The sequence below is a fragment of the Methyloversatilis discipulorum genome (assembly GCF_000385375.1).
In the GTDB taxonomy this organism is placed as follows: domain Bacteria; phylum Pseudomonadota; class Gammaproteobacteria; order Burkholderiales; family Rhodocyclaceae; genus Methyloversatilis; species Methyloversatilis discipulorum_A.
In genome coordinates this window covers 1,132,071-1,158,016 of record NZ_ARVV01000001.1, presented here as the reverse complement: position 1 = coordinate 1,158,016, position 25,946 = coordinate 1,132,071, and the positions used below count along the sequence as shown (strand labels likewise).

Genomic DNA, 25,946 nt, shown 5'->3' with positions numbered 1-25,946 from the left:
GTTCAGTCTTCGGAAATCGGATTTTCGGCGAACCACGCGCGGGTGTTCGCCACGTCCTGCGCGATCGCTTCGCGCAGCGCCTCCAGGCCTTCGTAGCGCGCTTCGTCGCGCAGCTTGTGGCAGAAGCGCACGGACACGTGCTGGTCGTACAGGTCGACCTCGCGGTCCAGCACATAGACCTCGCAGGTCGGGCGCAATCCGTCGGCAATCGTCGGACGCACGCCCACGCTGGCTGCGCCCGGCGCATTCAGCAGCCCGCCACCGGTGACGGTCGCCGCATAGATGCCGGACAGCGGCAGCGAACGGTGCTTGAGCTGGATGTTGGCGGTCGGGAAGCCGAGCTGGCGACCGATCTTCTGCCCGTGCTCGACGCGACCGCTGATCGCGTACGGGCGGCCGAGCAGGCGTTCGGCACGCGCCAGATCGCCCTGTTCCAGCGCTTCGCGCACGGCGGAACTGGAAGCGCGCTCGCCACCGATCTCGACGGTGTCCATGCTCGCCACCGAGAAGCCATGCAGTTCGCCGGCCGCGCGCAGTCGTTCGAAATCGCCTTCGCGGCCGCGACCGAAGCGGAAATCGTCGCCGATGATGAGGTGGCGCACGGCCAGTCCGCGCACCAGCAGTTCGTCGATGAAGGCCTGCGCACCGAGCGCGGCGAAGCGCGCGTTGAAGCGGCACACATAGACGCGATCGACGCCTGCCCGGCGGAAGAGCTCGAGCTTCTCGCGCAGGCTGGTCAGCCGCGTCGGCCGCCGCTCGTGCATGAAGAACTCGCGCGGGTGCGGCTCGAAGGTCATCACCGCGGCCGGCACGCCGAGCGCGCGCGCCTTCTCAGCCAGTTGCGCGAGCAATGTCTGGTGGCCGAGGTGCACGCCATCGAAATTGCCGATGGTCAGCGCGACCGGGGTGTCTGCGACGGACGGGATTGCGCGGAAGACCTGCACGAAAAGAGGGATGCGCGTGAAAAACGCGCAAGTATACCTGTGCACGTCGTGGTGCCGGGAGGGGGACTCGAACCCCCACACCTTGCGGCGGCGGATTTTGAATCCGATCTGGTTATCACGTCAAATCATCATGATGCGAGAACATGCAGCGCACTATCTCATGAAAACCGGCCGTGGCTGCATGCGGGTTTGCGGGCTGCGGGTGGCTGAATAGTGCGCGGCTATTTCGGCCGGTATGGATGCCGCGCCTGCGGTGACTCACAGGCGGGATAGAGGCGGGACAGTTGGCGCTCAAGCGCGAGCGCACGGCCGGCGAAATAGACAGCGACGGCGCGCCACTGGTTGCGGTCGGCCCGGTACCGCGCGCACTCAGGGCACGACGGCGGCCTGCTCATCGATCCAGTGCTGGAGCCATGCGCATTGCAGTGTCGCCGCCTGACAACGCTCTGTCAGCGAGCCCTGGGTTTCGGCGGCCGCATCTCCACCGGGATCAGGTCCAGCGTCGGCAGCGGCTGCATCAGCTCGGTCGGCGGGCGGGGCATCGGCGGGCATTGCACTGACACCGGTACGTGCTGGACCGGCGGAGAGGCGCAGGCGGTCAGCAGTGTGCAGAGCGCGCAGGCGATCGAGAGCGACGCCGTAGGCGGTGTGGGTCTGTTCATTGATAGCCTCCTTTCGTGTGATCTCGGCTGCGGCGCGCGCTTGAGCCTGCCGCCCCTCGGCGGCCACCCGCTCTCGGAACTCTGCGAACTCGCTGACGATGCGGTCGCGCTCAGCCCGATCGGCTGACAACCCGCGCGTGTAGCCCCAACCCGCCGACGCCGCGACCAGCGCGGCCAGCGCGAGCCATAGCACCCAGCCGGGCAACGCGCGCACGAATGTGCCGGCGATCATTTCGGGTCCGGATAGATGTTGCGGGGCAGCTCGAAGTGCGGGCCGTCCTTGAACTTGCGCCACGAGCCGCCCCAAATGATCTGCACGCCTTCCTCGTCCGCGGCGCGCTGCATCGCTTCCGCGACCTTGTAGTACAGCGGCCAGTCCCAGCGGATTTCGTTTCCAGCGATGGCCGCCAGATCGACCGCCAAGCCGTACAGGTGCCGGCTGTTGCGCGTCTGGCTGGCGCCGGCCTTCACCAGCTCCGCCTGACGCGCCACGGTGCGCACGCCCTCGATGACGACGAACGGCACGGGCGTTATCTCGCTGGCGCGCTCCACCACGCGCACGAGGTCGGCATGCACGCCGATCAGGTTTCTCCGGCTGCGCGCGTCGAACTTCTCTATTCCGGTGTTCATAGGCTGATCTCCGCTGCCTTCCGCTTGATGCGGTCCTCGAAGATTTTCATGGCCTCGGCGCCCATGTGCCCGGACAGCGCGCATGCCACCCCGGTCCATTGCACGGACAGCTCGTACTGATCGCACAGCAGCACGGTTATCAGGCCCGCCAGTGCGCTGCTAGACAGATGGCTCACGCAGGAGATAAGCTTGAACTCGACGCCCTTTACCAGCATGCGCAGGTAGCTCACGGTCCCGGCCCAGGTCGAGAGGATCACCATCAGAATGGTGTCCAGCCACCAGCCGTGTTGATTCGGGTCGATCATTCCGCCTCCAGCATCGCAACCAGCACGGCCGCCTTGCGTTGTTCCGTGAGCAGCCCAGCATCGACCAGCGCCTGTAGCCCGCCCTCGACCTGAGGGTCATCGCGCGTGATGAAGGTGGCCGCCAGTGCCTTGTCGTACCAGAGCTTCACCGCAGCGTTCGCCAGCCCCGCCTGCACGACGGCAAGCTGCTCCGCTTCGGTGAAAAGGTTCAGGAAGTCGAGTGGAACCAGGCGCAGAGCGCGCGCCTGCCCCTGGACCCACTGGCCGCCCTGCCACACGTGGCGATCCGATGGGCGGACCGGCACTTTCACCGCCCCTGCCGCTACCGGACCCGGCCCACCGTAATACTCACCATCCGGCGTTATCCAAGGCATTCCGATTACCTCGCCACCCAGTCGACGACGCCTGCATCGAAGTTGTCTGCACCGCCGTTCGTCGTGATCGAAAACCCGGTAAGCGTCCCGGAAAGAGCGACCGATCCGGCCATCGAACGGAATGCTGCAGTATCGGATCGTCCAAGGCCGGAAGTCGCCGCCCATCTGTTGGCCTCTCCGCGCACAAGCCGTAGCACGCCGTGCCACACCGCGGCAGCCGTGTTGTTGTTGCCGATCTGGAACCCGCTAGAAAGGTTCACCGTGGCGGTCCCCGGCTCATTCACGGAGCCTTGATATCCAGAAGACACAGCCGCCCCCCCCACCGCGGCGCGCACCGTGATCGGGCTAGTGCCGTTCGTCGAGACACCATGGAAACTGATGATGATTTCTGTTGCCCAGGAAGGGACGGCTGACAGTGCATCCAGAGATGCACCGGACGTGGCCGTGATTGTTCCCCGCACAAGCAGCGTTGGCGCGAGCGTTACCGGGTCAATCGCAGCCGCGATTGCCACATCTCGCGCCGCTTCTTCATCCTGGATTTGCCCAACGCTGGCGGCATGAGACGGATCTGTTCCGTCAGGGATAGTCAGTGGAGACGTGAAGGTCTTTGCGCCGTCGATCGTGTCCGCTCCGCTGGTTCCTACCGCTCCAAAAACAGAGCGGGCTGCGGCTGCATTTGCGGACGGCAGCAGCGTTTCGATGAATGCCGATACAAGCAGCGCGCCGGGTGTAGATACCTCAACCGCAGCCACGTTGCCACTACTGTCAAAGCCAACCAGCTTCCCCGCGCGCGCAGCCGCATCGTCCGGGATCGTCTGATCGGTAAGTGTTCCGTCAGGCAGTTTTAGCGCCCGCGTAGCATCCTGCCGCAGACCCTGCAGCGCCTGCCATATCCGGTCCAGATCGAGGTTCAGCACCTGGGCCAGCAGATCGCCGTTGCGCTGGTAGTCGTTCAGGCGCTGCAGGGCGATGTTCCGGCGCAGGACGAGGAGCTGTCCAGCCGAAGGTGGAGACGCAAAGACAGCGCTGCCGCCAGCCGGTGCGCCGATTCCGGCAATGCTGAATCCGCTGGATACCGTCACACCATCGAGCGTGACGACGAGGTCATCCGCGTCCAGCAGCATGAAGGCGAATGGGAATGCGGTGGTGACGCCGGAGGTCGTGAAGGACGCGACCGGGGTCTGGTTCTGGACTGCCATCGGCTGGGCCTCGCGCGAGTGAATGCGCGGGGGCGCTGGCCGTCAGTATTCGAACGTCACCTCATGAACGCCCCCGTTCGGACGCCAATCCTCCGCCATGGCCATGGCCGGTTTCCCGGCATCATGGGCGCGGATACGCTCCGGCGTGTCGGTGATGGCGCCGGCTGCCGCGTCGATGTAGTCGTCTTCCTGATCCTTCACGGTCGGCACGAAGTCGCGCATCTGCTGGTACGCCGGCCCGTCGAGCACGGACACGTGCGCCCATATCTGGCCCTGCGATAGAAGCAGCGGCTCGAACGATTCGAGGATGCGGACGTTCTTTGCCTTGACCGCCAGCTCCTCTTTCACTGCGCACTGAAGGCGGCGCTGCTTCAGGCATGCGCGCAGCACGGCCGGGGCGAATGTGCCGATGCCGTTCGTCTCGACCGTCACGCGCGACACCGCGAACTCTTCGACGATGTCGGCGAGCTGATGCACCTGTCCGCCGGTGATGCGCTTGCCCGACTCATCGAACACGGCCACTTCGCCGGTAAGCGCCACAGACCGGTGCCAGTACCGCCGGCCGGCCTCGTCCTGCAGCAGCAGCGCCACGGCCGACACGTCGGAATTGATCTTCCCGGACGCCGGATCCCAGCGCAGAGACAGCCCAGCGATGCGCACGCCGCCCAGGTACATGGCGGCCGATCCGTTCGCGCGGCGGATGATCGGCTCCACGTCGTAGGCGACCATCCTGTCCGGGTCCAGCCGCGTTTCGGACACCGGCTTGCTGTGTAGCTGATACTGGCTGTCCCACTCGTTGACGGTGCGGCACTGCTGCCGGCGCTTGGTCATCTCGGCCGGCGTGAATCGCTCCGGCCATGCGCAGCCGGCATACATGTCGACCAGACTGCCGGGCGGGCTGAAGAACTCGATTCCGTCCGGCGTGAGACGATAGTCCGTGCCGGCTTCCAGCAGCCGCGATGCCTCGCCGATGCCAGAGAACACGAACTCGGGGCGAAACGGCAGCCGGTACGCCGTCCTGTCAGCGCTCTCGATGCGGTGCTCGAACTCGAACATCCGGATGGTCAGACAGTCAGCACCCATGCGTTGCATCTCGTCGTACAGGGAATCGTGCGTGTGCGGCGTGCCGATGAATAGCTTGCGCCCGCCCGGCACCAGGATGTGCGTCTGCTCGCCCAGCCGGTAGCGCAGCGTCTCGCGGGCCTCTGGCGTGCGGATGTTGCGCGGCACCTCGACGTCGTCGTTCTGCACCTCGTCCGCGCGCGATGAGGTGATGTTCGACATGATCCCGGCCGCCTGCATCGACGGGTTGCGCTCGTCGTCCGCACCCGGCACCCACCAGAACGACGACTCGCCGCGGATGGCTGCAAGGTGCTGTGTTGCCGGGTGGCGCATCAGCACGCGCTTGGTGTCTCGACTGGTCTTGTAGGCCGTGCCGTCCTGGTCGCCCTGATGCAGGATCCGGTAGGTCTGGTCCTCGCTGTAGCGCCATGCGTTGTAGATCGCCAGCAGCGTGGATTTCCCGAAACCGCGAAAGCAGCGCAGCACAGCCAGATCGGCGCGCGTCGCCATCCATGCGCAGGCACGGATGTGGATATCGGGCACGGCCCAGCCCATCAGGTCCGCCCACTGCAGGAAGAACGCGAGAAACCGGACGTCAGCCGGCTCGCGCGGCGCGGGACTTGACGGCACGCAGCAGTTCCTTGGCTTGGCCCTCGAACTTCTTGATTTCCGCCTCGCTGTCCGCGACGGACTCCGCGGTCTTCGGGTGGCTCGGACCAGCGAAGCGGTCGCGCAGGTCGAGGATGCGCGCCAGCAGCGTGCCGGTCTGGATGGCGTTCTTCTTGTCGAAGTAGCGCCCGCCGCGCTGGTCCTTGTCCATGTCCGCCAGCGGCAGGCCGGCACCGTTCCAAGTCTGCGGGTCCGATTCTTCGAGGAACACTTCGCCCACCTGTTCGGCGAGGTCTTGCAGTCGCGCGATCTGGTCTTGTCGCATGGTCAATCTCCCGTCACGTTCGAGAAGTCTGGCGCGCGCTCGGGCGCGAACTCGCCCGGCTGCCACCAGTAATCCTGGCCCCAGTCCTGCATTGCCCGGTTGCGCATGCGCGAGAGATAGCCGGGGTTCAGGTTCTCCTGCATGTTGTGCAGGAACCAGTGATCCCACGCGCCGCGGACCTGCCACAGGCTCACGCCCGGCGCCTGCGAGTTCAGCCAGCGCAGCGCCTCCGCTCCGAAGTGCGTGTCCTTGCCCTTGGCCGCTTCCCACAGATTCGTCAGCACCAGGTCGCCGGCCAAGCCCGCAACTGCGCCACCGGCCGGGCCGAGCACCGTTCCGCCGGCCTGCTCGAAGTTGCTGCCGCGCTGCTCGGTCGGATCCTTGGTGATGAAGTCGCCGACGTAGCCCAGGCCACCGCCCTGCCCCAGCGCCCGCGCCCAGAACTTCGGCTCCGTCATGTCGTAGGGGTCTTTCCCCTGCAGGATGGCCTTCTCCTGCAGCACGATGGCGCCCAGCAGCATCAGTGAAACGTTCAGCCCCGCGAACACCGCCGTCCTGTTGATGGCTGCGCCGGCGGCCGTCTGCGCACCGAACCCGGCCGGCGCGCCTTCCAAGCCCTGCGGCGTGTCGAACAGCCGGCGCCAGTGCCTCGTGACCATCGCGGTCGGGAAGCTCTTGAACTGCATGAACGAGCGCATCGCCTCGCCGCGGACCGTTCCGGTCGGCATGCCTCCGCCGGTGACGATCGCCCGGGTCGCCATGTCCGGATTGACGATTGCGAACTGCGCCTCGTCGCTGACGAATGCCATCCACTTCGTGGCCGCCTGCTGCGCACCATCCTCGCCGGTGGCCATGATCGCGTCGCGCGTGAGGTAGGCATCGCCGCCCCGCTCGGTGGGCTTTGCCTTGGCGATGATGTTCCAGTCGTCCTCAGTGATGCCCTTGCGGGCCATCATGAACCGGTCCCACTCGTCGAGTTGCTGCCAGCCGGTGCCGACCTTCTTGGCGAACCCCTGCATCATCGTCGCTGAAAAAGCGCGGCGCAGGCCGTCCGTCCATGCGTTCATGAACGAGAGCTTCATGACGGAGCTGGCCACGCGCCCGGTGAGGTTGTTCGTCAGGTGATCGCCCGTCCAGCGGTTCAGCGTGCTGGTCAGGCTCTCGGCAATGACGCCGTGCGCCTGCAGGAACTCGCGGTGATCGGCGTCGAGGTTCTTGCCGATGTTCTTCAGCATCTGGAAGTACGGCAGCCGGTCGTAATGGAGTGTTGCCGCGATGGTGCCGATGTCGGTCAGCGAACTGATGATCGCGCTGCCCAGCTTGGCCGCGGTCTGCACGTTGCGCACACCCTGTCCGATGGCCGCCAGCCGCGCGTTCTCCGGGCTGCTGGTCTTGCCACTCAGGATGTCCCAGTACGCCTGCGGCGTGTTGCCCAGCGCCCTGTTCTTCATCGTGCCGCGGCCGTCCTCACGCTCGGCGATGTCGGACAGCACGCGGAAGGTCTGCTCCGGGTTCGGACCGTAGCGCTCGACCAGCCCGATGTTGCGCGCCATCGCGCCGATGTGTCCCATCATGCTGTCGTACAGAGAGCCCTCGCCGAACTCGCGCATGTAGTCGATCCATGCGTCCCCGTCCTTGAAGTGCAGCACGCGCGATTCGCTGCCCCGGTTCGCCCGCGCGCCGGCGCCCTTGAACTGTCCCGGCTCGGTCTTGTTCATGCCGTCGGATGCCAGCGTCTCGTGAGCCGCGCGCAGGATCTCGCGCACCTGCGCATCGTTCATCATCGATCCGTCTTCGTTCAGGTAGCGGCGGCGGTCCAGCAGCGGCAGCACCTTGCCGGCGAAGTCGTCCGGGGTGGTGGCCTGCACGCGCACCTGATCGACCGCCTGCCCGATGTAGCCGTAGTCCAGTCGGCCCACGTCGCCGCCGGCCGCGTTGAAGCGCACGCGCAACCGCTCGATGGTGTCCAGCCACGCGCGGGCGCCGGCCTTCGCCACTGCGTTGCCGGTGCTGCCGTCGGCGTTCTTGAACACCTCGCGCACCACGTCGGCAGTCATCTGAGGGTTTTCCAGATCGAAGATGCGCATGCCCAGGTTGCGGAGCACGCCGGTTCCGTCCTTGCTGGATGCCGCGTCAAGCATGTCGCCCAGGCTCGACACAGCATCGTCATGCACGGCATGGACGTAGTTGTTCGAATTCTCGATGTCGCGTGCCAGCGCCTGCGAGCGCGTCACCTTCGTGGCCGCCGCCCCGCGCATGTCATCGACCCGGCGCGCAGCCTCCGCCGACTTCAGCACCTGCACGCCGGCCAGCATCTCTTTGCGCTTGGCCGCCGCGTCGAGGTCGTCCATTGCCGCCTTGGCAGCCTCGGTGATACGCTGATCGGCAGACTTCGCGCGCCAGCCGTCCGGATCGACCCGGGCGAGTTCCCGCATCTTCCCGCTGATCGCGTCGTCGATCGCCTTGATCTTGGCGTCCGACAGCTTCCGGCCACCGGCGGCGGCCATCACTTTCTTGATGCAGTCTGCGTGCATGTTCGACTTCCTCTCATTGCTTCCGTACTGGCTGCGCGTCGTGATCTGCTTCGGGATCGTGACCTCCACCGTCCCGCTGTTCGGCCTGATGGTGTTCGGTGGCGACCTTCGCGCGACGTGGCGCTACACGAAACAGTGGCTGTACATCGTGGGCGGCATGGTGCTGGCCGGCGCGGTCATAGCCCTGCTGTTCCTGTAGCCAGCGCGCACTCGGCCGCCACCTGAAGTAGCGGCGCATCCATCGCGCCCAGCGCGTCGTCTGTTCCTTCCTGCGCTTCCCGGCGCACCGCCTCCAGTTCGTCCGCCCACTTCACCGGCTTCCCGTCATCATCGACGCGCGCCACCAGGTCGGGCTGCTCGTCCAGCACCTGTTTCACGCGGGCAGAGACAGCGTCCGGAGCATCGTTCGCGGCGTCTGCCTGCTGGCTGGCTGGCTGTGCGTCCGGAGCCGGCCGGGGAGCGTCCGGCGCGTCCGGTTGCCTTGCAGGCGGTGCGTCTGGAACGACAGTACCGGCCTGCACATCCGGTGACGGCTGCCCGGCCACGTCATCCACGGCTGCACGCAGATCCTGCATCGCGGTGAGGTTGTGCGTCATCGCCGCATCCACATCGGCCGGCGGGGAGCCTGCGCGGCGTGCGCCCAGCCTTGCGGCCGTGCCGAACGCGGCCGGTACCAAGGTAGCGATCGTGAGCCCCAGCGGGTCAAGCGGGTCGTACTGTGCCGCCAGCTCGTCATAGCTGGCGTTCTCCAGCACCGAACTGATCGCCGCCTGCTGCGCCATGAACGAGGCCGGGCCGCCGCCGACAACGAGCGCCACCGTCTTGGCCGTCGTGCTGCCAGCCACGGGAAGCAGCGCGCCGACGGTGCCCATGCCCGCCGTGATACTGCCGACCTTGAACCGGGTTTCCGCATCCACACCAAGGTCAGCCAGATCCTCGGCTGCGGTCATCCCCTCGGACACGCCGAACCCGACGGCACCGCCGATCGGGCCCAGCGTCAGCGCCGACCCTACGGCCTTGCTTACGCTCTTGGTGATGCCAAATATGGCCTGCTCTGCCGTGCCGGCCGTCAGCGGGTCGGGTCGCAGGTCACGCCCGAACGCATAGGCCGCGCGCGAATCCTCGCTGCGCCAGTCGATGCCCTCGGTGGTGAGCTTCCGGAACGCCTCGTCCGCCTGCTGGTCACGCTTCTCGTCCGGCGTGCGGATGCCCGCGCCCATGCCGCCGGTCGCCGCTGCGGTCTGGCCGAATGCGTCCAGCACGTCAGAGACGTTGCCGACCACTTCAGCGCCGGCCGCCGCCAGCGCGCGCGGGATCGCCGTCCATGCCGAGTGCTTCGGCTTCGGCGGTTCCGGCATAACCGGCCGCTCCTGCATGGCCTGCAGCGTGGTCGCGGTGTCGTCCGCGTAGGCGTCGAGCATGCCCATCAGCGCACCTCCACGATCACAGGCTTGCCCTGCGTATTCGTCACCGGCCGGCCGCGCACGATCACCGCGTACCGGTTCGGCCCGACGATCATCAGTTCCTGACCGGGCACGCTGGCGGCGAACTCTGCTGCCGGCATCGGCGTGCCACCGACCAGCACCTGGCCGCCGGGCGCCTGTGCCTCGATGGATGCGGCCGGGACCGACTTGATCCGGTCCTCGAATGCGTCTGCATCCATGCCGGCCGGAATCGGGATGCGCTTGCCGTTGCGCTCGATGATCTGGCCGCCAGCCGCGAGCGTCACCGCCTTCCGGATGTCCTTGGGCGACACCGCGCCACCGCTCTCCTGCGCGATCCCTGCGGCGATGTAGTACGCAGCGTCCTTGACCGCCTGCGTGCTCGTCTCGGTCGGGAATGCGCCTTCCACCTCGGCCGCTATCTGCGCGCGCCAGCCGGTCACATTCTTGTCGTCTTTCGCGACCGTGCCGTCCTTGATGGCGGCGGCACCCTTGATGATCAGCTCTGACGTGAAGCGGCCGGCCGTGGTGCGGTCACCGGCAGAGGCGAAGGCCAGTGCAAGCGGTCTGTCCTGCTTGTCCAACTGCGCAGCGATGGCTGCTGCTGCGCGCGGGCCGGTGGCCGTGGCGATGCTGGCCACCGCCTCGGATCGCAGCTTCGCCGGCAACGCGCCCAGCATCTTGCGCACCGCGTCGGCTTCGTCCGAGTCCAGCGGGGAAACCGTCTTGCCTGCCCATGCGCTCACCGTGTCCGCCTGCTGCATGCGCCCGGCGAGTGAACGCGCCAGACCTTCCGGGCTGCTGGTGTCGATCGGTGCGATTTGCGTGATGACGCCACGCTCGAGCCCCGCGCGCAGGCCGTTCTGGTTGAGATCGGTGCGGCTGCCATTCACCACCTTGGCGACGGCCTCGCGGCGCTTGTCCAACTCCGGCGTGCGGCCCTTGGTGGCGATCTCCCGGTCGATGGCGTCCAGCGTGGCCTGCTGCGCCGGCACCGGCTGCGAGGCAAGTCCGCCGACGGCCTGCGCATGCTGCGCGAGCTGGCGCACGCCAGTCTGATAGTCGGTCCCAGCAGTGACCGTCATCACGCGGTCGATGTAGGCCGGGTCCAAGATCGTGCCCTTGTCGGCCAGCGCTTGAAAGACATTAAACTCTGCCTCTGCTTTGCGTATGCGCGCTTCCTGCGCGCGCGCGGCACGGGCGGCCGCAGCCTCCTGCCGCTGGATCAGCGACGTGCGGTAACCCTCCAGCTTGGCGACCAGCGTGTTGCGGCGGTTGCTGTCCAGCTTGTCTTTGTACTCACCATCGGTCACCGCTTTCGCAAGTGCGTCCAGCGCCTTCACGTCGTTGCGCGCGCTCATGGCCTGCTGGTTGAGCTGCGCATCCCATGCGGCGTCCTTGAAGCTCTGCTTCTTGGCGCCCCATTCCTTCCCGTAGGCGCGCGCGCCGATCTCGTCCAGCGCATCCACCTGCTTGCCGATGAGCGCCATGTCGGCGCCGGGCAGACCAGCCATCTTGCCCAGCTTGTCCAGCACGCCGTCGGCCTGCGTCTTGATCTCGCCGGCGCGGGCCTTGCGGGCCGCCTCGCCCACCTTCGTCCCGGACCGGAACTCCAGCCGCTTGATGCCGCGCTGCAGGTTGTCGGCGGCCACCGGGTCGGACAGTTCAATGTCAGGCTTCGGCAGTGCAGCGAGCGATTCCTGCCACGCCTTGCCGGCGTCCTCGTGGCTCAGCTCGCCAGCGGCAAGTCGCTCTTCCAGCGTGCGCGCTGCGGTGTCCAGTTCGATCTCGCGGTCCAGCAGCAGGTTCGCGGCCTTGGCGCGGTCAAGCTCCGTGCGCTGGAGCTTCGCCTCGCGGTCCTGCTCCAGCTGCAGGCGCTTGGCTTCACGCGCCGCCTCGGCTTCTTGCAGGCGCTGGTCACGCAGCTCTACGCGTGCAACGTCGCCTATGGCGTCCGCTGCGATCTGCAGGCCGGTCGTGTTGCCGAACGCACCCGCAGGCGCCCGCGGCGTCGGCGCCGGTTCAGCGGTCTGGAATCCGAATCGTCCGATGGGGATCTGTGCCATGTCTTACCACTCCAGGCTGCCGATAGGCGTGTTGGGTTTCCAGTCCTTGAAGGGGTCATCGACTTGCGGCTTCTTCCAGCCGCTCGCCACTTGATACCCACCGGCCAGCACCGACCCGGCCGCACCCAGGTACGACGCGCTCCGGGCGTTCCGGCCGCTGATGCGTGAAAGCTCCGCCTGCGTGTTCAGGGCGTCAGCACGCCGGCCGCCGGTCATGATCTCGGTGAGCGCGTCCTCCTCGGCATCCCGGCCGATCTGCTGGTCGATCACCAGTGCTGTGCCATCGCCGACGTTCGCACCCGATGCCGCCAGCGCTGCGCGCGCGCTCGAGCGCTGCATGCGCCCCATCTTCCGGATCTTGTCAGCACGCACGGCTGCTGCACTACGCTCGGCCACAGCGTTCGCCTCGGCCTGCTTGGCCTCGTAGTTCGCCATCGCCTGCGCCTGCTTGCCCTGCTGCAGCATGGAAACGCCTTGCATCACGGTGGATGCGATCATCATCGGAACGGCAAACGCGCCCATCTTCACAGCTCCTTCGAATAGACGGGCCCGAGGAACTCGAACCCGCAGTGCTCATACAGCCGGGCAGTGCGCTCCGGATGCACGCCCGTGGTGATGCCCATCTCTACCCTGCTTGCGCCGCGCCCCTTCGCCTCGCGCTGGAAGGCCTGAACCATGCGCAGCGCGAGCCGGCCACCTCGGGCGCCGGGGTCTAGGAAAACCGCGTACTCGTAGGCAACGCGGCACACCGTGAACCAGTCGTCCGCCACCACCCCGACAACGCCGCCAACGATGCGCCCGCCGTCATCGGCCACCAAAACCACACCGTCCGGCGAATTGATGAGCGAGGCGATCAGGTCGGCGACGCGCGACTCCGACAGTGGCCTGTCTCGATACCGACTCTCGGCGTGCATCACATGCGCGAGTCCGAGGAGCTGCGGCAGGTCTGCCAGCGTGGCCATGCGCACGTCAGTCATTGATGGTCGCCTCACGTATCAGCGCCAGGATGTGCCACGGGTAGGGCTGGTCCTGCTCGATGGTGATTTCATTCACGCCGTCTTCGAAACCAAGCAGCGGGATTTCCTTGTCGCCGGTGAAAGGCTGCGGCGGCTGGTCGAGTACGCCGGCGCCGAACGCCCGGAACGACAGCGGCTTGCCATTGACCGAGCAGCCGACGGTGTCCAGCAGGCGCAGGGTCAGTTTCCCGGTGCGCATCTTGGCGCCCTGCGACGTGCCGCGCGCGCCTTGCACTTCCGGCGTCAGCGTCACGATCTGCGAGGTGTAGGGCAGGCCGATTTCTACATCGGATGCGGCGCGCTCCAGCACCACCTGACCGCTGGCCACCGTCACCGATCCGATGACCACGCCGTCCGCTTTCACGGTGACCGTCTTGCCTTCGAGGTGATCGAGGCCGGTCCAGACGTTCGTCGGCGTGCCGGCCGTGCCAACGATGGCGCTGTCGGTGTGCAGGTCCGGGTCCATGCGCTCGATGTACCTGCGCGCGGTGCCGTTGATCGTTCTCCGCACGACGACCCACACCTGATCACGGCCGTCCTCACCCGGGATGCAGGTCACGTGCTCGAACGCGCCGTCGGTGGTGTGCCGCGCCCAGCCGATCACATCCTGGTCGCGGTCCAGCGTCATCGAGATGAGCAGGCCATCCGCGCGCACGGCCCACACGATGGACTCCGGCTCCTGCTGGTAGGCCATATCCACGATGCCGCCCTCGGTCAGGTGCTCGCCCAGAACCGCGAGATCGGGCGCTGCGAACGTGTCCTGATCGAACCGGTACGCCATCGCCCGAAGCTTGCGGCCGGCGCGCTGCCAGAACAGCAGCTCGTTGCCGATCCGCACCGGACGCGTGAGGCCACATCCATAGACCGACTGCTGCTTGATCTGCACATTGGTCGGCGTGAGCGGCTTTTCCACCCCGCCGGTCATCGTGAATTCGCCGCCGTAGGTCAGCGCCGCCAGCACCTTCACCTGTGCAAGATGCGCGATCGGGTTGATCTGGTCGGATGCCAGCGTGAAGCTGGCTGCATCATCGTCCAGCGTGCCCAGCTCGAAGTTCAGGGGCACATCGATGCGCGAGAGCCAAACCGTCTGCGGGTAGTTGTTCGACCCGCCAAGCACCAAGCGCTGTTCGAACATCGTGCAGGCGCCTGGGTAGCCGTCGCGGCTGTTCCAGACACTGCTGTTCAGGGTCCAGCTGTTGGCCGGGGCGCCGACCGTGGCGTCCAGCAGCGCGCGGATTTCTCCATCTACGATGGTCGCTGAGGTGTAGCCGGTGATCTTCACCAAGCCGCGGTTGATTCGCACGTACTTGCCGACGTCCGTGTTCCGCCATCCGTCCGCCGCCAGCGTGAGCGTGACCGCATCGCCGACCGGCTCCTTCTTGTTGCATGTGCATTTAGTCTGCGGGCTGCCGGCCAGATTCCACGCCTCCGACGCCAGTGACGTGCTGGCAAACGCCTGCAGCACCTCGACGGTGACGACGGTCGCGGACGTGTATGCGGTGATGACCGCGAGCCCTGCGCCGCTGATGATCTCGCGCCCCACGTCCGATGCGAGCCACACGCTAGCACCAGCCGTTGCCGTCACACCGGTGCCCACCGCAGCCGACGAGAGCGTCACCGCCACGGCAGGCCACATGCCCAGCTCGTCGAACGGCTCGACGTCAAAGGGCGTGTCCGCCAGCGCCCACTGGTCGACCGCATACCGCTGCAGCCGCTGCGTGTAGCTGTCCGGGTGCGCGATGAACATCGTGTCCGCGCTCTGCACGTAGTTGATGACCTGCACCTGCGTCTCGTCGAACGGCGTGGCGATCTCGTAGGGCACGCCGGCAACGGTCACCTGCCCTTCCTCGCGGAACACGCGCATGTAGCTGTCGCCGAACTCCAGCACGTAGGCCTGCGAGCGGTTGAAGATGTACGGCACCAGGCGCACGGGCTTCGTGCTGTCCTTCACCTCGGCATAGAAGCGCAGGCCATAGCGGCGCATCGCCCCGCCCTGGATGACCGGAAAAGCGTTTTCCATCCGCTTCACGCCGTTGGCGTAGCGCGAGATGTCTACCCGGCCCATCAGGCGCGGGCTGATCTCCCCGGCGGTGAAGTTGGTCGTGATGAGGTTGATCTTCCCCACGGCGTCAGAACCTCCGGCCGCCGTAGCGGCTCGCCAGCAGCGGGAAGTCGCCGAAGGTCTCCGCCGGCTGGTCCTGGCCATCCACGGCGCGGGCCTCCTTCAGCACGTTGCGCACGACGGCCGTGACCAGCTCTTCCAGCGTTCCGGATGCCGTGATCGGGTAGGCGAATACCTGACGCATCGAGAGCACTGCGGCATGGATCAACAGCGCGTCCCACGTCGATTCGTCTTCGTTGCGCCAGATGTAGCGCAGGTAAAACACGGCCTCGTCGGACAGGAACCAGCCTGACTCGTGGCGGTAGTCCATCACCTGCGTGTCGTACTGCCCCACCTGCAGCGTGCGCATCCAGTCGTCCGGCTGCCGGAAGCGGTAGGCGAACCCGAAAACCGGCGCACTGGTGTCGGGCGACAGGACGACGCGCTTCGTCGCGCAGTTCCACGGATGGCAGCGCAACAGGTAGTTGCGGATGGTGGGGTACAGGTTGGCCGCGACCAGCGCGCGGTCGGTGTTCTCGTCGAAGCTGGATATCGGCTTGTCGCCGAGCATCAGCAGAGCCTGGGAGCAGATCGCAACGGCGTTTGTCATCGGTGTCGCGCCTCAGTCATGCAAAAGGCCGGACGAGGTTTCCCCCGCCCGGCCCGTGGTTGTGCTGCCGGTCAGGCGGCGATCAGTTGCCGTCGACGTAGCGCACCTTCAGTGTGACGTCACCGGCCGCGGTGGTGGCCGCGGTCAGCGTCATCGCCACGTCGTACAGCTTGCGCGGATCGGCCGACAGACCCAGCGCCTGCCACAGCGGCTGTTCGATGTCCTCGACGCCATACACCCCCGACTCATGCACGATGTTCGTGCCGGTGGTGATGGCCGAGGCGATCGACTGCGCGCTGGCGAAGAAATCCGCATCGACGACCGCGCCGCTGTTCACGGTCGGCACGTCGTACAGGCCCACGTCACCGGCACCACTGGTGATCGCGTCGCACAGCAGGATGACTTCCGACACGCGGGCGCCCGACGGGATGCGCGCGAAACGGTAGATCGAGCCGATGCTGTCGCCGTTGGCCGCCGCCACAGTGCCGACCGACTCCTTCATGCGGCCTTCCTGCAGGCGGGTGCTGTTGAGCTTCTGCGTTGCGGTGTCCGCGTTCGTGATCGCGGTGGACTTGGTTTCAACGACTGCCATGATTCATTCTCCTTTGCGGTCCGCGATTACGATTCGACGCAGGCGACTTCGACGACCTTCTCTTCCTCGATGCGCACGGAGCCCAGCGACTGCTTGGCGTAGATGCGCACGTTGAAGCCCTTGCCGGGATCCTTGCCGACCTCGGTCGTGATGTTCTGGCCGATGCCCAGCGCAACACCGGTCTTCGCCCAGGCGTACAGGTAGCGGGTGGTCGAAACCTTCGGGAAGCCCTCGAACGGGATCATCCGGAAACCCATCAGCGTGGCTTCCTTGATCTGGCCAGACTGCAGCGACAGCACGGTGTTGACCTCGGTATTGGTCAGCGTGGTGTCGGACAGCAGGTCCGAGAGGCCGGTCGAGCTGTAACCCATGAACAGCATTTCGCCGTTCTCCTCGTCCGCCTCGTTCGCGCGGAAGAGCTTGCGGGCCTGGATCATCTTGGCCTTGGTCAGACCCGTGCCGCCGACTGCGATCTTCTGCGAGGCAGGAAGCGCGATGTTGCCGGTCGAGGAACGGCTGTTGCCGCCCAGCGCCTGCGCCACCACATCGTCCTTCGCGCGGTTCATCGCGGCGATCATCGCGTTCACGTACTCGGACGTCGGATCCACCAGCATGCGGATCTTGTCCTGGTCGTCGAGCATGTCGCCGTCTTCCCAGTCGAACAGGTCGATGAAACGGGTCGAGTGCGGCTGATCGTTGATCGGGGTGTCGCCGTGGCGGGCGGTGCGGCGCTGTGCGGCACGCTTGCCGAGGCGGTTGATGGACTTGGACATGCCAACGATGCCCGGCTCCAGCGTGACGGCCGATTCGAAACGGCTGGTCTTCTGCTGGGCGACGTGCAGGAAGTTGTCCGCAAACTGCTGGACGAATGCTTCGTTGATCTGGTTGCTCATGATCTGCGTTCTCCGAGAGGGGAAAGCGCCGGATCAGGGTGTCCGCGAACGCGGGCCTGCTGCTGCTGCACGCCGCTCGCGTCGGCTATGTCACGCGAGGGCTATGGGCCACGGGATCGGGTGTCCGCACGCCACTGCGGGCCGATGTCATGGCCGCAATGGTCGTGCGAGGGGATGGCCGGTTTCCCGGCAAAAGGAAGGGTCAGGCAGTGCAGAGCTTGGTGCGCAGTTCGTAGCCCATCAGCGGCCAGATCTTGGCCACGGCGTTTTGCCGGGCGATCTTGCGGCCAAGCTCGGCGTCGAAGTTCTCGGGACTGGCGCAGGCCGACTCGCCGGTGACGGTGAAGCCGTTGCGCAGCACCAGCACGCAGAAGGTCAACATATCAAGCGGCGCAGGAGGGATCTCGCCAGACACATACCCTACTGCCTGCGCCGCCGTGAAGTAGTGCTCGCTGACGATGTTCGCCTCGACATCCTCTGGCGTAACACGCGGCGCGGTCAGGCCCTTGGCCTGAATTTCCTGCTCGATCGCTGTGTCGTTCATCTCTGAGTCTCCTGGTTACGCGCGGGTCTGAATGACCGCGCCGCCGCCGAGCTGCTGCGGCTTGGTGCCGTAGCGCTTGGCATACAGCGCGTCGAGCTTCTGCTGCACAGCCGGCCGGCGCTTGTCGCTCACCGGCATCTGCGCGAGCTGGTTGCGCAGGTCAGCGGTCTGCGTGTTGAAGTCCTCGTCGGACATGCCAGACGACATGCCGGACGTGTTCGGGCTGCTGTCCTCGCCCAGCTCAGGCGCGAGTGCTGCGACCATGCGGATGAACAACGGGTGATTGCCCAGTCCGGACGCCTCGATCTCTTCGAACGACACGCCGGCCTTCGACGCCAGCATTTCGGTTACGCGGTAGGCGCCGCGGATGCCTTCCGTCTGCTCGGCCGGCGTCTTCCACACCTGCGCAAGGGCTGCGTTGCAGTCCTCGACGGTCAGCGCGCCAGCACCTTCGACCAGCATCGGTGCCAGGCGAGCGTACTCGCCCAAGATGAACGACAGCTGATCGTTGGTCACACCCTTGGCGTGCGCGCCCTTCAGGAAGGACTGCATTTCCGGGTCGGCCTTGAACTCGTCCCAGTTGAATCCCTCGGCCTCGACCTTCGGTGCGTACTCGTCCGGGCTCTTGGGCGGCACGTCACCGGCGCCAAGCCGCTGCGACAGGTGCGCGTAGCCCTCGGCTACTTTCTTCGCCGACGCTTCGAGGTCGATTTCTCCGCCGTCTTTCGCGACGCGGTACTTCTCGGGGAGCCAGTCGAAGCCGTTGCCGTTGCTGCTGGCTGCTGACTGCGCTCCTGCAGCGCTTGCACCAGCGCCGGATGCGAGAGCAGAGACGGGTGCTGCAACACCACCGGTTGCCCCGGCCGCGCCTCCTTGATCTGCTGCAGCGCCTGCACCAGCCCCACCGGCTGCACCGGCTCCGCCCCCCTGCGTGCCATCAGTCGCCTGATCCATCCAAACATAGCGGTTACCCTTCATGGTCATAGGTCTGTACTCCGTTGGCCTGGTTGATGCGAGCGACGATGAACTCGATGACCGAGCGCGCGCCGTCGCGGTGATAGGTCTGCAGAATCGCGTCGATGCCCCCGGTCACCTTCGCCGGGCGGCAGAACCTCGCGGTCAGCTCTTCGAGGATCTTCGCGCCCTCGGCGTGGTTCTCGAAGACGTTGGCGTAGGTTTCGGCGGGGAGTTGGTCGGGTTTGGTCATGGGGGAAAGCCCGCGCGGGGCGGGCTGTGGGGTTATGCGCGTGACAAGTTCCACAGCGTCGGGCGTCCGATCAGTACATCTGCCGAGCCGCCGGCGCTGCCGAAACGGACATCAACACGCAACTGCAATGCGGTGATGGTCGCCCCAGCCGGCAACGCAGCGGCAAGCGTGCGCTGTATGCCACCTACAAAATCGGCTCCGTAGGCTGCATCGACAGCACTATTACGCAGAGCCTGGTTGTAGTTGATCGAACCCCCATCAACCTGCGCCTGGATGAAAAGATTTACCGCGGTCAGGTTGGTGTGTGACGAAATCCGGATGTCGCCCAGCGCCTGAAGAACCTCTCCCGGCGATACTCCCTGAGTGATGTTCCCGGTATTCCGAAACGTCCAACGATCGTTTGCCGCGGCGCCGCTGATCTGCAGTCGCTGATCGCTGCCGACACCGTCCGCGCGCGCGACGAGTGAACATGCACATGCGCCTGTGCCTGCTACTGCGTGGTCAACATCAAATCCGGCAGCCACGTTTCCGGTCGGCGCTGTGCCGCCACCGGTTGCAGTTTTCCCGCCGGTCGTGCCCGCCAGAATCGGAGCCGGCAGCAACTGGTTTGATGCGTTGTTAGTCGGGTAGGCATCTGCTGCAGAGGCGACGAGTCGCGCACGGCCGGGGTAAAGCCCGGACAATCGCGCTGCGACAGCAGCGCCCACCTTGGCCGCGCCTGCGTTATTCCAATGCACCGCTCCGTCCAGGAGTCCGGCCGCAGCGACGAACTGCGTACTGGTCGGATCTATGATCGCGTCGACCGCTTTTTCGACCACGATGAGGTTACGCCGGACAGCCTGCTGCGCCGCAGCCCAGCGATTGACCTGCAGCGCGTAACCGACCTTGTTCGCGTCAATGTAGGCGCGCGGCGTCACCGGAATGTAGATCAGCGGCTTGTCGGACAACTCGTCGAAAACCTGAGCGAGCCCCGCAATCGTTTCATCGCCCGTTCGCAGGTCGCCCCAGATGTCATTCGTTCCGAGGCTCAGGAATCGAATGTCACAGGCCACACCCTTGATTTCCGCCATCCGCGCCATGACATCGTCGGTCGAGTCCCCGATGACTGCCTGATCGGCATCGGCCGCCCACTCCCATGCCTGCCCCAGCACCATGTTCGCATGATTCAGCGCACCGTATCCGACCAAGCTATTTTCCGTCGCGGTCGTGAGAAACGTTCTGTCCAACTGCGAGTCGCCGACAGCCATTGCAATCGGTGGGCGCGCCGACGCGTAAGCGCCTATACCCGCACCAGCCGCCCCCACCACCGCAGCGGCGTACTCCTGCGGCTGAGTATCCCGCGGCTCCCACCCGTTCGGCCCGAGCGTCGTGCTGAATCCCATGCTGATCCCCTTATGCCGCGAACGCCTGCTTCACCGCGGCGTCACCTGCTGATTGCGTGAGTGCGGCGGCCTGCTGCTGCTCGGCCGCCTCCTGCTGTGCTTCCTGGCGCTGATCGCGCACAGCGTCCCGATCGGCAACCGGGCGCAGCGTCTTCTGAGGCACGCCCAGGTTCTCGGCGACCTCGCGGAACGCCTCGTCGTGGTCGATGTTGTCGAACACCTCGGGCGCGACCTGGGCCATGCCGGCACCCATCTCGTAGAGGCGTTGCACTGCGGTCACGTCTTCGAACTTCTGGGCGCGTGCAAGCGGGCCGATGTAACGCACCGTGAAGCCAGCTCGCTGCAGCGATTCGGGCGCCTGACCAAGCACGCCGGCGCGGTACATGATCCCGAAGCAGCGTTCGATCAGCGGCTGCAGGTACTCGGCTTGAAGGCGGCCGTAGATCGGCCCTAGCATCTGGCGCACGAGGCCGACGCGGACGTGGATCTCTGTCGCGGTCATGGCCGGACCGTCCTGCGGCTGCAGTTGGTCGGCCATCATGATCTTGCGGATCTGCGCCTGGATCCGCTCGATCTTGCTGAACGTGACGTTGAAGTCGGAGCCCGGCACCAGCGGCTTCATCGAATCGACGCTGTTCGCGACGACGATCTTGCGCGGGCCGATGCGCACCGTGCGCGGGTTCAGGACGCCATCGTCCTCAGCGATCCACATGCCGGCAATGGCGAGGTCCAGCGACGCCAGCTCCATCCGGCAGATGGCGTTGATCTGGCGCATGGCAGGCAGCGCCTTGAATGCCTGACCGAGCGCGTAGGGGCTGCCCGGAATGCGGTGCCACCGCGGCGCGACGCACGGGAACTCGTGGTAACCCGACTCGCGGACCATGAGCTTCTGCCCCACCTCGATGATGCGCGAGGCGAACGGCAGGTTGCGCGCCAGCCGGGCGCCGACTACCGACACACGGCGCGGCTCGATGGCATGCACGAAGCGCACCTTCTCGGCCGGCTTGTCCTGCGCGAGCTTCTTGGTCTTGTCGCTCACCGCTTCGCCGTACTGCGTGACCGCCTGCTGTGCGGTCAGCTCGAACTCGCGATAGACCACGTCGATCCGGCCGCCCGGCTTGGTCGATGCGATGAAGCACTCGGACAGCGGCCACTGCTCGAACCGGAATCCGCCCTCCTCCGCCTCCTCGACGTACAGCACGAACCACCCGGCATCGACAGCATCCGTCAGCGCATCCACGCTCTCGGCGTCGAAGTTGCTGGCGTGGATGTTGGTCCAGAGCGCACGGGCAGCGCCGGACAGCCAGCGCTTGCCCTCATCGTCGGCCATGCCGGTGCCTGGCTCCAGCTCGAACCACAGGCTGTTCGGCGGCGTCATGCCGCTGGCGATGTTGGAAACGAGAAGGTCAGCCGACTCGGTGCCGGTGGTGTCGATCAGGTCAGCCTGGCGCGTGTCGGCCTGCTGGGCGTCCTTGATCAACTCATCAAACCCGTGCGAGCGCATCGGGTGCGTGTGCAGGTAGCAGTCGCGCCACACCGGTTCGTGCGGCTTGCGGTCCGCGCGCATCTGGTCGAGGCGGCGGCAGACCTCTGCGGCGGGGCTGGAAGTCGAGTCCATTACGCGCCCAGTTGAGCCTTGCCGCCGGGCGCTGCAGTGGCCAGCACGCTCGTGCCCATCGTCTCGTCAGCACCACGGGCGCCAGCGGACAGCATTGAAGTGCGGCGACGGCCACGGCGGCGTGCGGCGGCCTCGGCGTTGAGCTTCGCTGCCGCGGCGTTCGCAGCCTTCGCCGCCTCTTTCTGCGCGTCGTAGGTCTGGACCTTCGGAGTCTTCGGGCTGCCGCACATGGTCAGCGCCCGCCGATCTTGGCGACGTTCGGGTTCGGTGCGGACGGCAGCACCCAGCCTTCCTGCGGGTCGAGGTACGGGCGGCCGGTGCGGTCGGCGATCTCCTGCGAGGTCTCGACCTGCTTGCGACTCACAGCAGCCTCAACGATCTCAACGTCCTGCGGCTCCAGCTCGCGCGCGTCGTCGTCAGCGCCAGCATCGGGCACCGTCAGCACATGCTCGGCGGGAGCCTGCGCAGCTTCCTGCGTGGCAATGGGTTCGCCCGGCGTCTGCACGGTGCGGGCCTTGTTCGGAATACCTCGGGACATGGCGAAAGCCTCCAGCGTAGGGACAGGTCGCATGTTCGCGGTCGGCGACGGCCGGATTCCCGGCAATCGCGGCTGCCTCGGGGCGGCGCCGACTTCGCGCCCGGTCACCTGCGCCCACCACGCGAGCAGCTTCTCGCCATCGGCGTGCTTGGGCTCCGATCCAGCCTTCCAGCCCTCGATCGTCGTGCGGGCGATGCCCAGGCTGTCGGCGAATCCTCGCGTGCTGTAGCCGGCCCGGTTCAGGTCGGCGATGACGCGGAACCAGTCGATGCGGGTGTCGAGGTCGCGTGCGCTCATCCGGCCGGCGCCTCCTCGATCCGCACGCGGCACGTGTAGCAGCCCGGATGCCGCTCCTTTGCTTGCGCATACCGCCACTGCACCCGCGCGTCACGGTCGTCGATGCCCAGCGCGTCAGCGATGCCGTCCCTGACGTGCTTGGCGCTGCCGGCGAGGTTGTCGTCGTCGAGCTGGCGCGGCGCGATGCGGGTGATGGTCACGACCAGCGGCGCACCGTCTGCGATGGCCGCCGCAATCTCCGCGAACAGCGTGCAGGACAGCGCGCACATCCTCGCGGCCTCGCGCTGCTTCCTCGCCCGCCTCGCCTTCGTCGCCCAGTGCTCCCGAGCGTTGAGCAGGCTCACAAGGATGACAGGCACCTCGAACTCGGCAAACGCGCGCGCGACCTGCTTCTCGCTCATGCGAAACCCCGCTCGATGTGGCTCCTGATCGTGCAGATCGGCCGGCCGAACTTCGCCGACATCTCACGCCACGGCATGCCCTTCGCCCTCGCTTTAGCCCATGCGCGCGCCTCGGCATCGGTGACGGGAACCGGGCGCGGGCGGTCGTAGATCGGAGCGAGAACCGGGGCGGACGGCTCGCGGAAGCCGAGCACCATCGCCATCTGCCAGTCGGTCATGCCGTCATCCTCCGGATCAATGCCTGGACGCCGGCCATGTTCCGGGCGCGGGCTTCAGCCTTCGGATGCGCCAGCGAGAGGCGCGGTGCCCCTTGCTCGGCGACCTGCGCCCGGCAGAGCTCGACGAACTCGGGCAACGTGGGCGGAAGCGGCTTACCTCGGCAGGCTTCGAGCGCCCGGCTGATCCGCTCCGGTTGCCCGGCAAAACCGCCCAGCTCCTGCGCCCATGTCGCCTTCGCGTTGAGCAGCCCCTGGTCGAACTGTCGGCCAGCACGCTGCACCATCTCGCCGGTGCGCCAGCGATCGACCCACAGCGAGCCGTACAGGCCCTGCATGCGGTCGAAAATCCGCTCAACCCAGGAGTCTGGAAGCGTCGGCTTCGATCGTTCTGCTGTCGTCATCGGTCTGTCCTCGTTGCTCCGCGGCACATGCCTCGCGGAAGTCGGAAAGTCGGGTGGTTGCCGCGATTCGGCGGCTGTCCTCTCGGGTCATCGGGCGGTTTCCGGACGGCGGACTTCGGCCAGGCGGCGCGGTGACGACGTCGGCGAGGATCGCGTCGAGGTAGCCGGCGTTGATCGGCTTCGGGTCTGCGGCGTCCTGCCGGCGCTGCTGGGCGATCTCCAGCGCTTGCAGGGCTTGGGCGTCGGTGATGCCGCGCTCAGCCCAGGTTCGAACCCTCGGGTCACCGGCCTGCAGGGCTGCGCCTCTCGGGCGGAGCAGCAGCACCAGCTGCAGGGCGCGGTCGGTCACAGCGTCAGGCAGCGCGGCGGCAGTCGGTGGCTCTCGCGTCTCCGGTTGAGGTGTTGACGCTGCTTGCTGGGGAGAGGGTTTTAAGTCTGGTGTCTGGCTATGGCTATGGCTAGGTTGGTCGTTCGTTGCACGCCATGAGCACGATTCGTGATATCCGTCAGTATGAGAATCAATGACTTGCGTGCTTTCGGAGTTTCTGGGCGACGCGTAGCCGTCTGATGTTTTTCTCGACTTTTTCAGTTGTTTTTCACGAGAAATTCCGACCTTTTCTTCACTGTCATCCGTTTCGACGCCATCACGATTCGTGCTCTGTTCGTGCTGTTCGCGTAGTGCCTTTCGTTTGGCTTCTCGTTCCTGCGCAATGCGTGCGTTCGTGTCCGCCTGCTTGCCCGCTTTCGTGATCTCTTCGTCGGCTCGGCCGTTGATGAGGCCGTCATCGGTAACCGTCCAGAACTGAGCAACGACGGCGTCTATGGCGTCACGCTCTGCCTTGTCTTGGGCGCGCAACATGCGGTGCAGCGCCTTACCGGTGGGCAGGGGTTTTTCGGTGGCGTAGTAGTGCTGCAGCATCAGCATGTACGCGCCGTGTTCGGTCACTGAAAGATGCGCCGTGTCGCGCTGATAATCACCGATGTAAAGCTTGAAAAAATTCACGCCACCACCCTCCACATCGTCACCGGGTGCCGGTTCGTGCGCGGGCTATTGGCCGGGCGATAGTCACCGGTGCGCTCGATCATCCCGGCCTTTGCGGCAGCGGAAGCGAGTGCGCCCCAGCACTGATGCGCGTGCGGGTGCTGCAGTCCGCGCGACAGGGCGAAGGTGCGGTAATCCTCGAACGCGAAGGCATGGCCGGCGTGGTGCTGGCTGCAGAACTTCTCAAGCAGCACGAGCGCGGCGACACGCCACTCAGGCGCCTCGTTCTTCAGCGCGCGCTCCTGCCCTGCCTGCTTGCGCTCCATCCCGCGGCGGCTGATGCGCGTGGGCGTGCGGCTGAACATGTCGGTCTGGGCATTCATCTGAACAACCTCCAGCACACGAACGCCAGCAGCACGAACGGAACGCCGACTGTTCCGAAGATGATTCCAAGGAACGACCCGGCGTCCATGCAGACCTGCAGGTAGCGGCGCAGGAACTGGCTCATGCCACGTTCCTTTCCGCAATCACCTGTTCCATGACCGTCGTGCGGCCGATGTGCGCCATGTACTGAGTAACGCCGCGCCAACCGGTGAATGCCTCGAAGCTGGGCAGCTGATCGGGCGGGAGATCCATCGGCGCCTTGGTGCGCGGGTTCAGCATCCGCGAGACATGCGGGCGATGAACGCCGGACGAGCGCGCGAACATGGCCTGATCGCCGATCTCATCGCGGCTGTTCCGCCTGCGGTTCTGCCAACACCAGATCACCGCGTCACGGTAGGTTTCCCAACCTGTAACGATGGATTCGGCCACCCAGCTTGATTTCTGGAGCGATTCGAGGAACGGCATTTCACGTTGCATGGCGGCCACCATCAGCAGAACTGATGCAACGCGACCGAATTACAGGTTGCGTTACAGGTTGGAATCGGAGGAAAAAAAAGAGACCCCGCCAACCGGATCGCGCGGTCGACATGAAGCGGCCGGAAGGCAGGGG

At 66.1% G+C, this 25,946-nt stretch carries 32 protein-coding genes and 1 tRNA gene; 1 reads left to right on the top strand and 32 read right to left on the bottom strand.

All coding sequences use genetic code 11. The features are described 5' to 3' along the window. Positions 1 to 2: 2 nt before the first annotated feature. The 10 genes from METRZ18153_RS0105625 to METRZ18153_RS0105585 all read right to left on the bottom strand — a co-directional run bounded on the left by METRZ18153_RS0105625 (position 3) and on the right by METRZ18153_RS0105585 (position 8,644). Positions 3 to 944 (bottom strand): bifunctional riboflavin kinase/FAD synthetase, encoded by a 942-nt coding sequence (locus tag METRZ18153_RS0105625; protein WP_020163802.1) that lies wholly within the window; start codon positions 942 to 944, stop codon positions 3 to 5. A gap of 49 nt (positions 945 to 993) precedes the next feature. Continuing rightward, positions 994 to 1,116: transfer RNA gene (locus METRZ18153_RS20805), tRNA-OTHER, on the bottom strand. A gap of 197 nt (positions 1,117 to 1,313) precedes the next feature. Next, positions 1,314 to 1,838 (bottom strand): hypothetical protein, encoded by a 525-nt coding sequence (locus tag METRZ18153_RS0105620; protein WP_020163801.1) that lies wholly within the window; start codon positions 1,836 to 1,838, stop codon positions 1,314 to 1,316. Continuing rightward, a complete protein-coding gene (locus METRZ18153_RS0105615; protein WP_020163800.1) occupies positions 1,835 to 2,236 on the bottom strand; it encodes a M15 family metallopeptidase in 402 nt (133 codons plus the stop codon). Before METRZ18153_RS0105615 ends, METRZ18153_RS0105620 begins: the two co-directional genes overlap by 4 nt. Continuing rightward, the gene (locus METRZ18153_RS0105610) at positions 2,233 to 2,541 is read right to left on the bottom strand and encodes a phage holin family protein (protein ID WP_020163799.1); all 309 of its coding nucleotides are present in this window, start codon (positions 2,539 to 2,541) and stop codon (positions 2,233 to 2,235) included. Before METRZ18153_RS0105610 ends, METRZ18153_RS0105615 begins: the two co-directional genes overlap by 4 nt. Further along, a complete protein-coding gene (locus tag METRZ18153_RS0105605) occupies positions 2,538 to 2,846 on the bottom strand; it encodes a hypothetical protein (RefSeq protein ID WP_157257198.1) in 309 nt (102 codons plus the stop codon). The genes METRZ18153_RS0105610 and METRZ18153_RS0105605 overlap by 4 nt, the downstream gene beginning before the upstream one ends. Positions 2,847 to 2,920: 74 nt before the next feature. After that, positions 2,921 to 4,114 carry a hypothetical protein gene (locus METRZ18153_RS0105600; RefSeq protein WP_020163797.1) on the bottom strand — a complete coding sequence of 398 codons (1,194 nt, stop codon included), beginning with the start codon at positions 4,112 to 4,114 and terminating at the stop codon, positions 2,921 to 2,923. Between the two features lie 42 nt (positions 4,115 to 4,156). Continuing rightward, positions 4,157 to 5,806: a phage terminase large subunit gene (gene terL / locus METRZ18153_RS0105595; RefSeq protein ID WP_020163796.1), complete on the bottom strand. Its 1,650-nt coding sequence runs from the start codon at positions 5,804 to 5,806 to the stop codon at positions 4,157 to 4,159. Beyond that, on the bottom strand, positions 5,772 to 6,110 hold the full coding sequence (locus METRZ18153_RS19965; protein ID WP_020163795.1) for a hypothetical protein: 339 nt from the start codon (positions 6,108 to 6,110) through the stop codon (positions 5,772 to 5,774). The genes terL and METRZ18153_RS19965 overlap by 35 nt, the downstream gene beginning before the upstream one ends. A gap of 2 nt (positions 6,111 to 6,112) precedes the next feature. Further along, the gene (locus METRZ18153_RS0105585; protein WP_020163794.1) at positions 6,113 to 8,644 is read right to left on the bottom strand and encodes a hypothetical protein; all 2,532 of its coding nucleotides are present in this window, start codon (positions 8,642 to 8,644) and stop codon (positions 6,113 to 6,115) included. Between METRZ18153_RS0105585 and METRZ18153_RS0105580 the strand changes: the two genes are divergently transcribed. Next, entirely contained in the window at positions 8,643 to 8,843 is a 201-nt protein-coding gene (locus METRZ18153_RS0105580) for a hypothetical protein (RefSeq protein WP_020163793.1), read from the top strand. The two genes, METRZ18153_RS0105585 and METRZ18153_RS0105580, sit on opposite strands and share 2 nt — an antisense overlap. Here METRZ18153_RS0105580 and METRZ18153_RS0105575 read toward each other — a convergent pair. The 22 genes from METRZ18153_RS0105575 to METRZ18153_RS0105465 form a co-directional block, all read right to left on the bottom strand. Beyond that, positions 8,821 to 10,071, bottom strand: a complete 1,251-nt coding sequence (locus tag METRZ18153_RS0105575) for a hypothetical protein (protein WP_020163792.1) — start codon at positions 10,069 to 10,071, stop codon at positions 8,821 to 8,823. The two genes, METRZ18153_RS0105580 and METRZ18153_RS0105575, sit on opposite strands and share 23 nt — an antisense overlap. Further along, positions 10,071 to 12,152 (bottom strand): hypothetical protein, encoded by a 2,082-nt coding sequence (locus METRZ18153_RS0105570; RefSeq protein WP_020665891.1) that lies wholly within the window; start codon positions 12,150 to 12,152, stop codon positions 10,071 to 10,073. The genes METRZ18153_RS0105575 and METRZ18153_RS0105570 overlap by 1 nt, the downstream gene beginning before the upstream one ends. Positions 12,153 to 12,155: 3 nt before the next feature. Beyond that, entirely contained in the window at positions 12,156 to 12,674 is a 519-nt protein-coding gene (locus METRZ18153_RS19960) for a hypothetical protein (RefSeq protein ID WP_020163791.1), read from the bottom strand. A 2-nt stretch (positions 12,675 to 12,676) separates the two neighbouring features. Then, positions 12,677 to 13,129 (bottom strand): GNAT family N-acetyltransferase, encoded by a 453-nt coding sequence (locus METRZ18153_RS0105560; protein ID WP_020163790.1) that lies wholly within the window; start codon positions 13,127 to 13,129, stop codon positions 12,677 to 12,679. After that, a complete protein-coding gene (locus METRZ18153_RS0105555) occupies positions 13,122 to 15,374 on the bottom strand; it encodes a phage tail protein (RefSeq protein ID WP_198291207.1) in 2,253 nt (750 codons plus the stop codon). Before METRZ18153_RS0105555 ends, METRZ18153_RS0105560 begins: the two co-directional genes overlap by 8 nt. Further along, entirely contained in the window at positions 15,298 to 15,879 is a 582-nt protein-coding gene (locus METRZ18153_RS0105550; protein WP_020163788.1) for a phage connector family protein, read from the bottom strand. The genes METRZ18153_RS0105555 and METRZ18153_RS0105550 overlap by 77 nt, the downstream gene beginning before the upstream one ends. Before the next feature lie 82 nt (positions 15,880 to 15,961). Beyond that, positions 15,962 to 16,471: a hypothetical protein gene (locus METRZ18153_RS0105545; protein WP_020163787.1), complete on the bottom strand. Its 510-nt coding sequence runs from the start codon at positions 16,469 to 16,471 to the stop codon at positions 15,962 to 15,964. 26 nt (positions 16,472 to 16,497) lie between these two features. After that, entirely contained in the window at positions 16,498 to 17,364 is an 867-nt protein-coding gene (locus tag METRZ18153_RS0105540) for a phage capsid protein (RefSeq protein WP_020163786.1), read from the bottom strand. Between the two features lie 202 nt (positions 17,365 to 17,566). Further along, complete coding sequence (locus METRZ18153_RS0105535; protein WP_020163785.1) at positions 17,567 to 17,908, bottom strand: Gp49 family protein; 342 nt, start codon at positions 17,906 to 17,908, stop codon at positions 17,567 to 17,569. Between the two features lie 15 nt (positions 17,909 to 17,923). Then, positions 17,924 to 18,892 carry a hypothetical protein gene (locus METRZ18153_RS20800; protein ID WP_157257196.1) on the bottom strand — a complete coding sequence of 323 codons (969 nt, stop codon included), beginning with the start codon at positions 18,890 to 18,892 and terminating at the stop codon, positions 17,924 to 17,926. Further along, positions 18,876 to 19,115, bottom strand: a complete 240-nt coding sequence (locus tag METRZ18153_RS0105525) for a Bbp19 family protein (protein WP_020163782.1) — start codon at positions 19,113 to 19,115, stop codon at positions 18,876 to 18,878. The genes METRZ18153_RS20800 and METRZ18153_RS0105525 overlap by 17 nt, the downstream gene beginning before the upstream one ends. Before the next feature lie 32 nt (positions 19,116 to 19,147). Beyond that, the gene (locus METRZ18153_RS0105520; RefSeq protein ID WP_020163781.1) at positions 19,148 to 20,497 is read right to left on the bottom strand and encodes a hypothetical protein; all 1,350 of its coding nucleotides are present in this window, start codon (positions 20,495 to 20,497) and stop codon (positions 19,148 to 19,150) included. 10 nt (positions 20,498 to 20,507) lie between these two features. Further along, on the bottom strand, positions 20,508 to 22,115 hold the full coding sequence (locus tag METRZ18153_RS0105515) for a portal protein (protein WP_020163780.1): 1,608 nt from the start codon (positions 22,113 to 22,115) through the stop codon (positions 20,508 to 20,510). Continuing rightward, complete coding sequence (locus METRZ18153_RS0105510; RefSeq protein WP_020163779.1) at positions 22,115 to 22,345, bottom strand: hypothetical protein; 231 nt, start codon at positions 22,343 to 22,345, stop codon at positions 22,115 to 22,117. The genes METRZ18153_RS0105515 and METRZ18153_RS0105510 overlap by 1 nt, the downstream gene beginning before the upstream one ends. A gap of 2 nt (positions 22,346 to 22,347) precedes the next feature. Then, entirely contained in the window at positions 22,348 to 22,950 is a 603-nt protein-coding gene (locus METRZ18153_RS20360) for a hypothetical protein (RefSeq protein ID WP_020163778.1), read from the bottom strand. Then, the gene (locus METRZ18153_RS19945; protein ID WP_020163777.1) at positions 22,947 to 23,351 is read right to left on the bottom strand and encodes a hypothetical protein; all 405 of its coding nucleotides are present in this window, start codon (positions 23,349 to 23,351) and stop codon (positions 22,947 to 22,949) included. The genes METRZ18153_RS20360 and METRZ18153_RS19945 overlap by 4 nt, the downstream gene beginning before the upstream one ends. Continuing rightward, positions 23,348 to 23,569 carry a hypothetical protein gene (locus METRZ18153_RS0105490; protein WP_020163776.1) on the bottom strand — a complete coding sequence of 74 codons (222 nt, stop codon included), beginning with the start codon at positions 23,567 to 23,569 and terminating at the stop codon, positions 23,348 to 23,350. Before METRZ18153_RS0105490 ends, METRZ18153_RS19945 begins: the two co-directional genes overlap by 4 nt. After that, complete coding sequence (locus tag METRZ18153_RS0105485) at positions 23,566 to 23,970, bottom strand: hypothetical protein (protein ID WP_157257194.1); 405 nt, start codon at positions 23,968 to 23,970, stop codon at positions 23,566 to 23,568. Before METRZ18153_RS0105485 ends, METRZ18153_RS0105490 begins: the two co-directional genes overlap by 4 nt. Beyond that, entirely contained in the window at positions 23,921 to 24,973 is a 1,053-nt protein-coding gene (locus tag METRZ18153_RS20355; RefSeq protein ID WP_020163774.1) for a YdaU family protein, read from the bottom strand. Before METRZ18153_RS20355 ends, METRZ18153_RS0105485 begins: the two co-directional genes overlap by 50 nt. Beyond that, positions 24,970 to 25,335, bottom strand: coding sequence for a hypothetical protein (locus METRZ18153_RS0105475; RefSeq protein ID WP_020163773.1), 366 nt, complete (start codon positions 25,333 to 25,335; stop codon positions 24,970 to 24,972). Before METRZ18153_RS0105475 ends, METRZ18153_RS20355 begins: the two co-directional genes overlap by 4 nt. After that, positions 25,332 to 25,460, bottom strand: coding sequence for a hypothetical protein (locus METRZ18153_RS21205; RefSeq protein WP_020163772.1), 129 nt, complete (start codon positions 25,458 to 25,460; stop codon positions 25,332 to 25,334). Before METRZ18153_RS21205 ends, METRZ18153_RS0105475 begins: the two co-directional genes overlap by 4 nt. Continuing rightward, positions 25,457 to 25,825: a hypothetical protein gene (locus METRZ18153_RS0105465; protein WP_020163771.1), complete on the bottom strand. Its 369-nt coding sequence runs from the start codon at positions 25,823 to 25,825 to the stop codon at positions 25,457 to 25,459. The genes METRZ18153_RS21205 and METRZ18153_RS0105465 overlap by 4 nt, the downstream gene beginning before the upstream one ends. Positions 25,826 to 25,946: the final 121 nt, after the last annotated feature.

What these genes read in the sequence shown, in the direction of transcription:
- METRZ18153_RS0105525 (WP_020163782.1), bottom strand. Translation starts at nt 19,115, where the DNA reads ATGACCAAACCCGACCAACTCCCCGCCGAAACCTACGCCAACGTCTTC.
- METRZ18153_RS0105610 (WP_020163799.1), bottom strand. Translation starts at nt 2,541, where the DNA reads ATGATCGACCCGAATCAACACGGCTGGTGGCTGGACACCATTCTGATG.
- METRZ18153_RS0105515 (WP_020163780.1), bottom strand. Translation starts at nt 22,115, where the DNA reads ATGGACTCGACTTCCAGCCCCGCCGCAGAGGTCTGCCGCCGCCTCGAC.
- METRZ18153_RS0105550 (WP_020163788.1), bottom strand. Translation starts at nt 15,879, where the DNA reads ATGACAAACGCCGTTGCGATCTGCTCCCAGGCTCTGCTGATGCTCGGC.
- METRZ18153_RS0105580 (WP_020163793.1), top strand. Translation starts at nt 8,643, where the DNA reads ATGTTCGACTTCCTCTCATTGCTTCCGTACTGGCTGCGCGTCGTGATC.
- METRZ18153_RS0105600 (WP_020163797.1), bottom strand. Translation starts at nt 4,114, where the DNA reads ATGGCAGTCCAGAACCAGACCCCGGTCGCGTCCTTCACGACCTCCGGC.
- METRZ18153_RS19945 (WP_020163777.1), bottom strand. Translation starts at nt 23,351, where the DNA reads ATGAGCGAGAAGCAGGTCGCGCGCGCGTTTGCCGAGTTCGAGGTGCCT.
- METRZ18153_RS0105490 (WP_020163776.1), bottom strand. Translation starts at nt 23,569, where the DNA reads ATGACCGACTGGCAGATGGCGATGGTGCTCGGCTTCCGCGAGCCGTCC.
- METRZ18153_RS0105475 (WP_020163773.1), bottom strand. Translation starts at nt 25,335, where the DNA reads ATGAATGCCCAGACCGACATGTTCAGCCGCACGCCCACGCGCATCAGC.
- METRZ18153_RS0105485 (WP_157257194.1), bottom strand. Translation starts at nt 23,970, where the DNA reads ATGACGACAGCAGAACGATCGAAGCCGACGCTTCCAGACTCCTGGGTT.
- METRZ18153_RS0105545 (WP_020163787.1), bottom strand. Translation starts at nt 16,471, where the DNA reads ATGGCAGTCGTTGAAACCAAGTCCACCGCGATCACGAACGCGGACACC.
- METRZ18153_RS0105570 (WP_020665891.1), bottom strand. Translation starts at nt 12,152, where the DNA reads ATGGCACAGATCCCCATCGGACGATTCGGATTCCAGACCGCTGAACCG.
- METRZ18153_RS0105620 (WP_020163801.1), bottom strand. Translation starts at nt 1,838, where the DNA reads ATGATCGCCGGCACATTCGTGCGCGCGTTGCCCGGCTGGGTGCTATGG.
- METRZ18153_RS0105560 (WP_020163790.1), bottom strand. Translation starts at nt 13,129, where the DNA reads ATGACTGACGTGCGCATGGCCACGCTGGCAGACCTGCCGCAGCTCCTC.
- METRZ18153_RS0105585 (WP_020163794.1), bottom strand. Translation starts at nt 8,644, where the DNA reads ATGCACGCAGACTGCATCAAGAAAGTGATGGCCGCCGCCGGTGGCCGG.
- METRZ18153_RS20360 (WP_020163778.1), bottom strand. Translation starts at nt 22,950, where the DNA reads ATGAGCGCACGCGACCTCGACACCCGCATCGACTGGTTCCGCGTCATC.
- METRZ18153_RS0105615 (WP_020163800.1), bottom strand. Translation starts at nt 2,236, where the DNA reads ATGAACACCGGAATAGAGAAGTTCGACGCGCGCAGCCGGAGAAACCTG.
- METRZ18153_RS0105540 (WP_020163786.1), bottom strand. Translation starts at nt 17,364, where the DNA reads ATGAGCAACCAGATCAACGAAGCATTCGTCCAGCAGTTTGCGGACAAC.
- METRZ18153_RS19960 (WP_020163791.1), bottom strand. Translation starts at nt 12,674, where the DNA reads ATGGGCGCGTTTGCCGTTCCGATGATGATCGCATCCACCGTGATGCAA.
- METRZ18153_RS0105510 (WP_020163779.1), bottom strand. Translation starts at nt 22,345, where the DNA reads ATGTGCGGCAGCCCGAAGACTCCGAAGGTCCAGACCTACGACGCGCAG.
- METRZ18153_RS20800 (WP_157257196.1), bottom strand. Translation starts at nt 18,892, where the DNA reads ATGACCATGAAGGGTAACCGCTATGTTTGGATGGATCAGGCGACTGAT.
- METRZ18153_RS19965 (WP_020163795.1), bottom strand. Translation starts at nt 6,110, where the DNA reads ATGCGACAAGACCAGATCGCGCGACTGCAAGACCTCGCCGAACAGGTG.
- METRZ18153_RS0105520 (WP_020163781.1), bottom strand. Translation starts at nt 20,497, where the DNA reads ATGGGATTCAGCACGACGCTCGGGCCGAACGGGTGGGAGCCGCGGGAT.
- METRZ18153_RS0105535 (WP_020163785.1), bottom strand. Translation starts at nt 17,908, where the DNA reads ATGAACGACACAGCGATCGAGCAGGAAATTCAGGCCAAGGGCCTGACC.
- METRZ18153_RS0105555 (WP_198291207.1), bottom strand. Translation starts at nt 15,374, where the DNA reads ATGGCCAGGACCAGCCGGCGGAGACCTTCGGCGACTTCCCGCTGCTGG.
- METRZ18153_RS21205 (WP_020163772.1), bottom strand. Translation starts at nt 25,460, where the DNA reads ATGAGCCAGTTCCTGCGCCGCTACCTGCAGGTCTGCATGGACGCCGGG.
- METRZ18153_RS0105465 (WP_020163771.1), bottom strand. Translation starts at nt 25,825, where the DNA reads ATGGTGGCCGCCATGCAACGTGAAATGCCGTTCCTCGAATCGCTCCAG.
- METRZ18153_RS0105575 (WP_020163792.1), bottom strand. Translation starts at nt 10,071, where the DNA reads ATGGGCATGCTCGACGCCTACGCGGACGACACCGCGACCACGCTGCAG.